This window comes from Rhodococcus sp. UFZ-B548, assembly GCF_903819475.1.
Classification (GTDB): Bacteria; Actinomycetota; Actinomycetes; order Mycobacteriales; family Mycobacteriaceae; genus Rhodococcus_F; species Rhodococcus_F erythropolis.
In genome coordinates this window covers 1-8,517 of the sequence record NZ_CAIJDS010000102.1, presented here as the reverse complement: position 1 = coordinate 8,517, position 8,517 = coordinate 1, and the positions used below count along the sequence as shown (strand labels likewise).

3 protein-coding genes and 3 pseudogenes are annotated in these 8,517 nt (G+C 61.3%); 5 read left to right on the top strand and 1 reads right to left on the bottom strand.

Annotated features, from left to right (window positions below):
- Positions 1-54: 54 nt before the first annotated feature.
- Positions 55-1,905 (top strand): annotated as a pseudogene (locus tag H7C86_RS36075) (TerD family protein); the annotation flags it as partial.
- Between the two features lie 337 nt (positions 1,906-2,242).
- Here the strand turns inward: H7C86_RS36075 and H7C86_RS38140 are convergent.
- Positions 2,243-2,411: pseudogene (locus H7C86_RS38140) on the bottom strand (IS3 family transposase); the annotation flags it as partial.
- Positions 2,412-3,290: 879 nt separating this feature from the next.
- Between H7C86_RS38140 and H7C86_RS36070 the strand changes: the two are divergent.
- From H7C86_RS36070 to H7C86_RS36055, 4 genes and pseudogenes are all read left to right on the top strand, one after another.
- On the top strand, positions 3,291-4,238 hold the full coding sequence (locus H7C86_RS36070) for a phospholipase D family protein (protein WP_182263435.1): 948 nt from the start codon (positions 3,291-3,293) through the stop codon (positions 4,236-4,238).
- Positions 4,239-4,498: 260 nt separating this feature from the next.
- Positions 4,499-4,801 (top strand): DUF4193 domain-containing protein, encoded by a 303-nt coding sequence (locus H7C86_RS36065; protein ID WP_182263434.1) that lies wholly within the window; start codon positions 4,499-4,501, stop codon positions 4,799-4,801.
- Positions 4,802-6,430: 1,629 nt separating this feature from the next.
- Complete coding sequence (locus tag H7C86_RS36060; protein WP_259349431.1) at positions 6,431-7,984, top strand: ISL3 family transposase; 1,554 nt, start codon at positions 6,431-6,433, stop codon at positions 7,982-7,984.
- Positions 7,985-8,047: 63 nt separating this feature from the next.
- Positions 8,048-8,517: pseudogene (locus tag H7C86_RS36055) on the top strand (hypothetical protein); the annotation flags it as partial.

Below are 8,517 nucleotides of genomic sequence, written 5' to 3'. Positions count from 1 at the left end.
GCCTTTCTTTATATCCGACTCAGGGTTTCGAAGCGCTCACCGTGAAAGCGCGAGGTTAACCTTTCCGCCGTGCCGGCAGAGGTCGACGCGATCGTCCTGGCCGGAAGTGTCGACACCGGATCATTCGGGGACCTCGGCAAACTCTCCCTCCACGTACTCGACGCATCCGGCTCCCCCATCGCCGAATACGTCACCGCCGATGCGAGAACGGAAACGGCGTTCGTCTTCGGAGAGATCTACCGCAGAAACGGGCTCTGGAAACTACGGGCGATCGGTCAAGGCTGGTCATCCGGCCTGGCCGGATTGGCGGAAGATTTCGGCGTCGACGTCGGCGACGATGCCGACACCGAGACCGCGACCGAGACCGACGAGTCCATAACTGTGGCAATAGAAATAGACGACCCCACAGCTACGCCCACCCCCGCAGTTCCACCCGTCGTCGTCGAGGTAACCACCGCCGACGAAGCCGCAGTCCACCAACCCGCTACACCAGCTGTTTCGGTCACTCCGGCCGCACCAGCGACCCCCGCATCGAAGCCGGCGCGTCCACGCGGGGTACGCACCGCGAAACCCGTTCCGAAGAAAGCGCCACTGCCCGAATTCAAACTCGCAGAAGCCGACACCTGGCAACCAGCACGCTTGTTCTCCGTGATCGGAGTCGGATCCGGCGAAGAACAAGAACGCCGCACCACCTCGGCGCTGGTGTCGACCATGCAAACCGTTCCACTGTTCGCGCGCGCAATCACCTCCCGAGCAGGCGCGCCCGCCGGATCGTTCGAGGGATACGTCGAAGTCCCGTACACCAAAGGCGAATCCCGAGTAATCCCCGACGCGGTCTGGAAGGTCTCCCGCGGCGCTCGCCTGTGGACCGGGATCCTCGAAGTGAAAACCGGAGCGGGCAAACACTCCCGCGAACAACTCGAAAACTATCTCGATATTGCGAAGAAGAACAAGTACGACGTGGTCATCAGTTTGTCCAACGACCTCCCCGCCGGAGCCGGCGAACTGCCGGTAGAGGTGGACAAACGCAAACTCACCAAAGTCGCACTACGCCATCTGTCCTGGGCTGAGATCATTCACGAAGCTCGAATGGTTCTCTCCCACGGCGGAATCGACAACCCACTCCAGGCTTGGATCCTGCACGAATTCCTCCGGTACATCGAACACCCGAAATCAGGGGCATCGGAGTTCGTCGACATGGGACGGCACTGGGTGGCGATTCGCGATGCGATCAGCGCCGGAACCCTGCGATCCGGCGACCCCAAGGCAGCCTCGATCGCGGACTCCTGGATCGCGCTCGCCCGCAATCTCGCCTTGCGCTTCACTGCCGAATTAGGGGTCAGCGTCAAACACGTCTTGCCACGCCGCGCGGTGAACGACGCCATTTACCGCACCGAACTCACCGTCGAGGAACTGGCGAACGATGGCACGTTCACTGCTGCACTTCGAATCCCGGACGCCGCAGGCGAACTCAGAATTGTCGCGGATATGCGAACCAACAAAGTCACCTGCCGCACCGTAGTCACCGCTCCCGACGAAGGCACCGCCGGCAAACGCGTGACGTGGATGCTGCGTCAACTCAAGAACGCTCCCGCAGATCTGTTGATCGAAGCCACATTCACAGGCCCGACCTCCTCAACCTGCGAACCGCACGCCGATGTCCGCACGACACCACGCATTCTCACCGACAGTCAAAGCGGGCAGCTCAACTCCTTCAGCCTGATGCAAACCTTCACCCTCGGCGGCAAACGAGCCGGCACCGCAGCAAGTTTCATCGGCAGCGTCACCCAATCCGCGGAACGCTTCTACGCCGAAGTAATCCAACCTCTGCGCGAATGGGTTCCCGCCGCTCCCAAAGGTTCTGATCTCCAGCGCGAAGAACACATCGACGACGAAGAGCTGTAACAACACGGCCCTTTGTGCGGCCACGCGCGAAACTGCGTGTGGCCGCATCGAACAGGACGTATACGAAGAACTCGGCTATCCGGAAAACTTTCAACGCCTCCCGAACACACCTCTGCGCAACCAACTACAGGTTCGCCGTATCGCCTCCGCAGCATTCACCGACGCCCAGAGACAACGCGTACGAGACCTCAATACCGCCCTCACCCCCAGCACCGACGAAAACGAAACCCACCCGGCATAAGGACCGGGCCGCCCCAAGATTCGTCACCCCTGCCGGTCGTCACCCCTTGCGGCATGAAGTTCAAGCCGAAGCGGGTGGACCTACGAAAGGTAACTCCTACTCGATCCGCGACGCATAGTCGATCTGCGAATGCCGGCTACGCCGGTTGCAGAAGATTTCGATGTAACCGACGATCGCGTTCGCCAGATCCGAGCAGGGTCAGCCGCTTCTTCCTGTTCAGTAGTTCGATCCCTGTCTACGACCAGAACGCTTCCATCGTCGCGTTGATGCTCCTGCAGTGGTGAAACGTCGGATGCCTGCGCAGGAACTCGTCAACCTTCTTCGCCTGCAATCCTGCTCTATGTCGATGTCGCACAGAATTTGGCGAATCGTTTTCTTGCACTGCCACATTGGTCGATCACGTGAGCCCTGACGTCGGATTGACCAATCCGGTTCACACACCACTGCGAGCGTCCATACATGCTTTCATGCGCGCATCTACGCACGCAACCACAGATGCACGCGGGCCGTGAATCAGTTCGCCGGAAGGCAGCCGCGCGGCGACTCGGGCGAACAAAGCCTCCCCTCTCCCTGCACCCGCGGAAGCACTTTTCGGGCTATCTCCTATCCGTGCGGACCCTGCGCCGGAAAGCGTGACACCCCTCGCCCGCGCGTGGGCACGGAATGCGAGCATGCCCTGGAGGTCGCGATTTCAGTGGAAACGCTGGTGGTAGGTGAGATCGTCCAGGATCGCGCCGGCACACCGATTGATTCGTGCCTCCAAAACTTCTCGCGGCGTTCCTGCGTCATCGGTTCGTCCATCATGTTCTCTGATTCGTCATCGGCAGGGTCGCCGATAAAGTACTCGATCCTAGTCAGGACGGGAAAGCTTACCGAGCAACCACGCTGCTGCCTCCGGATCGTCACTTCGGTCGTTGCTTCACACTCCGGATCCTAACGACGCAGGGCCAACTCCATGCGCTCCTCACGCCACCGCGCCGCATCGAACCACCCCTGCGACGCTCTCCTCGCGCCCTAGAGAGCCGTAGAGAACGCAACAACCGCCCTCACCACACCACCAGCAGCAGAACAAATAGATCGACTTTCGAGATCGACATCTCATCCGTTCGACAAAGTCGGCCGCGTATCCGACTACCGTTCCCCCATGGGCACCACCTTCCACGGACCCAACCCGTGGCCACACATCACCCGAGCGATCCGCACACGAGGCCCACGCCGCGCAGCGATCGCCTACCTCGGCCAGGATTCTCCCGAACTACTTCCTCTGCGAGCCGGAGACATCCTCGTCGTCAACGCCTCCAAAGCAGCGATCCGAGCACACGCCACCTCCCCCGCTGCCCTCGCCCACTACCTCGGCAAAGGCGTCCGGGTCCTGTCCTCCCCAACCCTGCATGCGAAAGTAATCGCCACGAACCGGCGAGCAGTGATCGGATCCGCGAACGCAACCATCAACTCCACCTACTCTGACGACGCCGTCATCATCACCGACGATCCCGATATCATCACCTCGGTGCGCACGTTCATCGACGGCCTCGACGACATCACCGAAGTCGACCACACCTTCATCGACCACGCCACCGCCGAATGGGCGATCGGCCGCGCCGTACCCATCCCCGGCGTCACCGGGCGAATCCACAACCCCGACAACGACTTCCTCCCCACACCCACCGCCCGAATGTTCGTCAAACACGTCGTCGACTACCAACCCAGCCCCACCGAACTACACCTGATACGCGAGCAGCAGCCACGGAAACCGACCACCTCGGGACCGGTAGCGAAGTACCAACTCCAAACACTGCGCCTGGGCAAACCCAGCACCATCACATCCGGCGACGTGATCATCCTCGTCTCATCCGACCAAGAATGGATCTACCCGCCGGCCCTCGTGACCGCCGAACCCGTCCGCATCCCGCGGTCCGGCGGCGCGGTGATGGTTTTCCTGCGAATCCGCACCGACCTACCCCCACTACCCCTCCACATCGCCGAGAAGCATCTCGCCGATCTCGGACACGCCGGTCCACGGCTGCGGGCCGACCACTACGTCCGCGCTGTGTCCATCAGGACTGCACTACTCGAGCTGTGGAACCTCTGACCAACTGAGCACATCCCGTCGATGCGATTTCGCCACCGCCGGTCACCTGCATCCGCCGGAGCCGTCAGGTTGCGGCGCGCATTGGTTGGTTCCCGTGCAAGCGCCACATCGTTAGCGGCACCACGGCCCGGGGTATCGTCTCAGGCCAGGCGCACGAGGTGGCATACACGAACGCGACCAACCCGATGCCGCGAACACCTGCAGCACGTGCCCCGGACGGACACCGATCGAACCGGAATACGAAATCACCCGAAGGAACCATGGCAACCGACTACGACGCACCACGACGCACCGAAGCCGACGAAGTAACAGACGATTCGTTGGCCCAATTGACCACCGGACGCAACGAAACCCAATCCGCCGTCGTCGACATCGACGAACCCGACGCAGCGGAATCCTTCGACCTTCCCGGATCGGACCTCTCCGGTGAGGAATTCACGGTACGAGTACTACCGAAGCAGACGGACGAGTTCACCTGCATCAGTTGTTTCCTCGTCCACCACCGCAGCCGCCGCGCAGACCCCACCTCGGATCACTTGCTCTGTCGGGACTGCGCGGGCTGAGCAGCAAAAGGACTTTTCACACCCCAGACCGGATCGAAACCTGGTAGCCCCGTTCCCTGATGGAAGGGATGTCGTGACTGTCCCGCCGTGCGGGATCGAGAGATGGTCACCTTGCCATGTTGACCAGAACACCACATCGTGCCCGATTTTCCACTCGGACTACGGTTTTCGAAGACGCTACAGGCCGTCGTGACGAGATCAAGATCAAGATGAATGCAGCCGAAGAAGATCAGGTGGCCCACCGGCGTGAATGTGAGTGTCAGTCCGGTGGGCCGTGCGCGCCCGAGCCGGCAAAGGTGAACGCGCATCCATGATGGTACGTCGCGAGATCCGCCCGGACTCCATGGCTCGGACGGTTCGCGTTGCCTTCGTCGATGTTTTTTGGCAGTCCATCCACAGGGTTCGAGGGTCGCCTGTCGCGTAGATCAGGTGACCTGCGCCCGTCCGAGCGTCGCGCATAGTGTCCGCAGCCTGCACATCGCCCAGAAGAAATTTGAGGTCCTCGAGTAGGTGTGACTCGGCGCAAACTGGTACTACGAGACGTGATCCCGTACGTTTTCTTTTCGGCGCCGCCGCATTCCCGACCCGAACCCGGGTTGTGGCGCCCGGCCCCGCCGATGCGACATCCCCCCAGACTGTCGGCGGGGGCCACAGGGTTTACGCACTGCTTCCACCCCGGCTTCACGGTGCGCACGCCTCACCGAAATGAGCACATTCGCGTGAACTCTTGTCACCGCAAACACTCGCTCGTCTCGACGACCACAGCAGGTGCCGAAGACCCTCACCCACAGGACATGACAGATCACCGGGCAACGCGATCAGCGCCCCTCTGACGAGATCCGCCCCATTTCGGTGACTGCAAGCAACCCCGCTTCGGGCGACCGCCGATCGCGGCACGGCAACCGAGGCCGGTCCCCGAGGCGAGCATGCGAAGCAGGAACGACGATGCTCCACGGCTAACGCGACGAAACCGCGCTCCGTGGCAAGCCCTGGCCAAAGCCTCCTGGGAGGAATACCGTATGCAGTGCGGAGCGGTGAGCGCGAAGGGGTTAGCTCAATCCGAGACGCACACATGGCCCGCCCACCGGCTGTGCACTCGCCGGGGGTGGGCCCTCTGCCGCACGAGGTGGGAATGTCGGGCGATCACCGGTCATCACTTACACGGTGAAGTCAGCGCTCTTCGTCAGTGAAACGAAAAGTATTCGGCTGCGGGGTTTCGCGTTCTCGACACGCGAGTACGAAATTCGCCGACACGGGCGGACCCTTCGGTGAAACGCTCGACTTACGTTGTGCACCAGGGGGATACGATTCAACCCTCACGTAGTCGAAGTGCAGATGCACTCAGTGCGCCGGCCCCGGTCAACGGGCCGGATGACGCACCACGTGGGTCCGCCGGTACCGCAGCAGTGACCAACCATCCGCCCGGGCAGCCCATACCGCGGTGCAAAACACATCGCAACTGAAGGTCAACGTTGGTTCTGGCCCAATTTCCGTGACGGCTCCAGCTTCTCACCGCGTGTCGTTCGGACGGGACGTGGACCGTGCGGGAGATGATCGTTCTGGTGTTCTGAGAACTGTTGTGACCTGCGCGTACTTCTTCCGCATCTGGCGGGTGTCGACATCGATTCGGTGGATGCGACCGCAGGTGGAGTCCGTATTCGTGCGTCGTCGTTGTCGACTTCGGCGAGCTGTCCGGCCTGTGGTGTTTCCTCGAAACGCGTACACAGTCGGTACGAACGCATGCTCGCTGATACGGCTATAGCTGGCCGATCGAGTTACGTCGTATTGCAGGTGCGTCGGTTTCTGTGCTCGAACAGCGGCTGTGACCGGCGCACATTTGTCGAGCAGATCGACGGACTGACCAAGGCTTACGCACGGACCACTCCGCTGCTGCGCGAAATTCTCGAGAAGATCGCACTCGCGTTGGCCGGACGAGCCGGATCGAGGTTAGCGTCCACGCTAGGAGTTTCTGTCGGACGCACCACCTTGTTACGGCTGGTCCGAGCGTTGCCCGACCCTCCAACCGGTGTGGTGACGGTGCTTGGCATCGACGACTTTGCTCTCCGTCGGCGTCATCGTTACGGCACAGTCTTAGTCGATATGGACACTCACCGACCCGTCGATGTTCTTGCCAACCGGAAAGCCGAAACAGTCACCAAATGGCTCACCGAACATCCGGGAACACAGGTGATCTGCCGTGATCGCGCCGGCGCGTATGCCGAAGCCGCCCGTACCGGAGCGCCGGAGGCGATCGAAGTCGCAGACCGCTGGCACCTATGGCATAACCTTGCCGAGGCAGTGGAGAAAACCGTTGCGGCCCATCATCATTTTTTACGAAAGGCAGAGACTGAGCCTGAACCTTCGATCGATCGCACCGCGTCGGAGCAACTGAGGATGGCCGCCGAACAGGTACACGCGACTCGTCAGGAGAGTTCGATACTCGCTGTCCGGACGAAGCAGCGATTCGAGGCGGTCACAAATCTCAAGAACGAAGGCATGGGAATCAGAGCGATCGTCCGCCAGCTCGGGTTGGCAAGGGAAACCGTCCGCCGTTTCTACTACGCGAGCAGCGTAGATGAGTTGTTGGGGGCACCGCGGGCCGGTAGGCCCACCCTGCTCGACGAGTTCGCCGAATACCTGCACGAGCGTTTCAAATACGGACACACCTCCGCCTCCTCACTCTACGAAGAACTTCGAGCATTGGGATATCGCGGCAGCTACAGCTCCGTCCGGGATTACCTTCGTCCGTTTCGCAGGATAGGGGCAGCACCACCGTCCACACCGAAAGTGCCGAAGGTGCGGCGGATCACGTCGTGGATGTTGCGTCCCCCCGACAACCACACCGACGACGAGCAGATCGGACTCAAACAGATCCTCGCCAGCTGCCCGCACCTCGAAGCAACTGCAGGCCATGTCAAGTCGTTTGCGGAAATGCTCACCGAACGCCTTGGTGAACAATTGAACTCGTGGATGTCGGCCGTTTCGGCAGATGATCTGCCGCACTTGCATCGGTTCGCTCGAGGTCTCGACACCGACCATGCAGCCGTCCGTAACGGGCTGACTCTGCCATACAGTTCCGGTGCCGTCGAAGGGCACGTGAACCGGATCAAGATGCTCAAACGGCAAATGTATGGGCGCGCTGGATTCGACTTGCTTCGCAAACGAATACTCCTCAGCGGCTGAAACTTTCAAAATCGATCACGGAAATTGGGCCAGAACCAGTTAAGTGCGGTGCAGGACCGGCGGGTGATCGCATTGACCGACATCGTCGACCTGCACGTCAAACAGCCCTCGATTCTGAGCAATGGGTGGGTTCAACTGTGCGTGAGACAACGCCGACCGGCACTCGGACGTGCCGCTGCGGTGCAGGATCTGCACACCATCGTCTTCAGTCGTGGTCAGCGCGCCCACCAGTCGATGCTGGTGCGGTACCTGCAGAAGTGGGTCGATTACAACAGTCAGCGGCTGACGACGGTGGCCGTCGTTCCGCCGGTCGCTGCTGCGCCGCAACGATCTTCCTCATTCGCGACTGAACCCACGGCGCGGTCACGGGCGCAGGTTACGCCCCGAGGGCCGGCGACCATGGAGGTGTCGAGCGGTCCGAGTTTCGTCGGATTCGACGTCGAAACCGCCAACGGATCACGCGGCAGCATCTGTGCGATCGGTCAAGTCCCTGGGAGTGGTGTAGCCCTGCGTGACCCTGTCGGGTTCAGGCG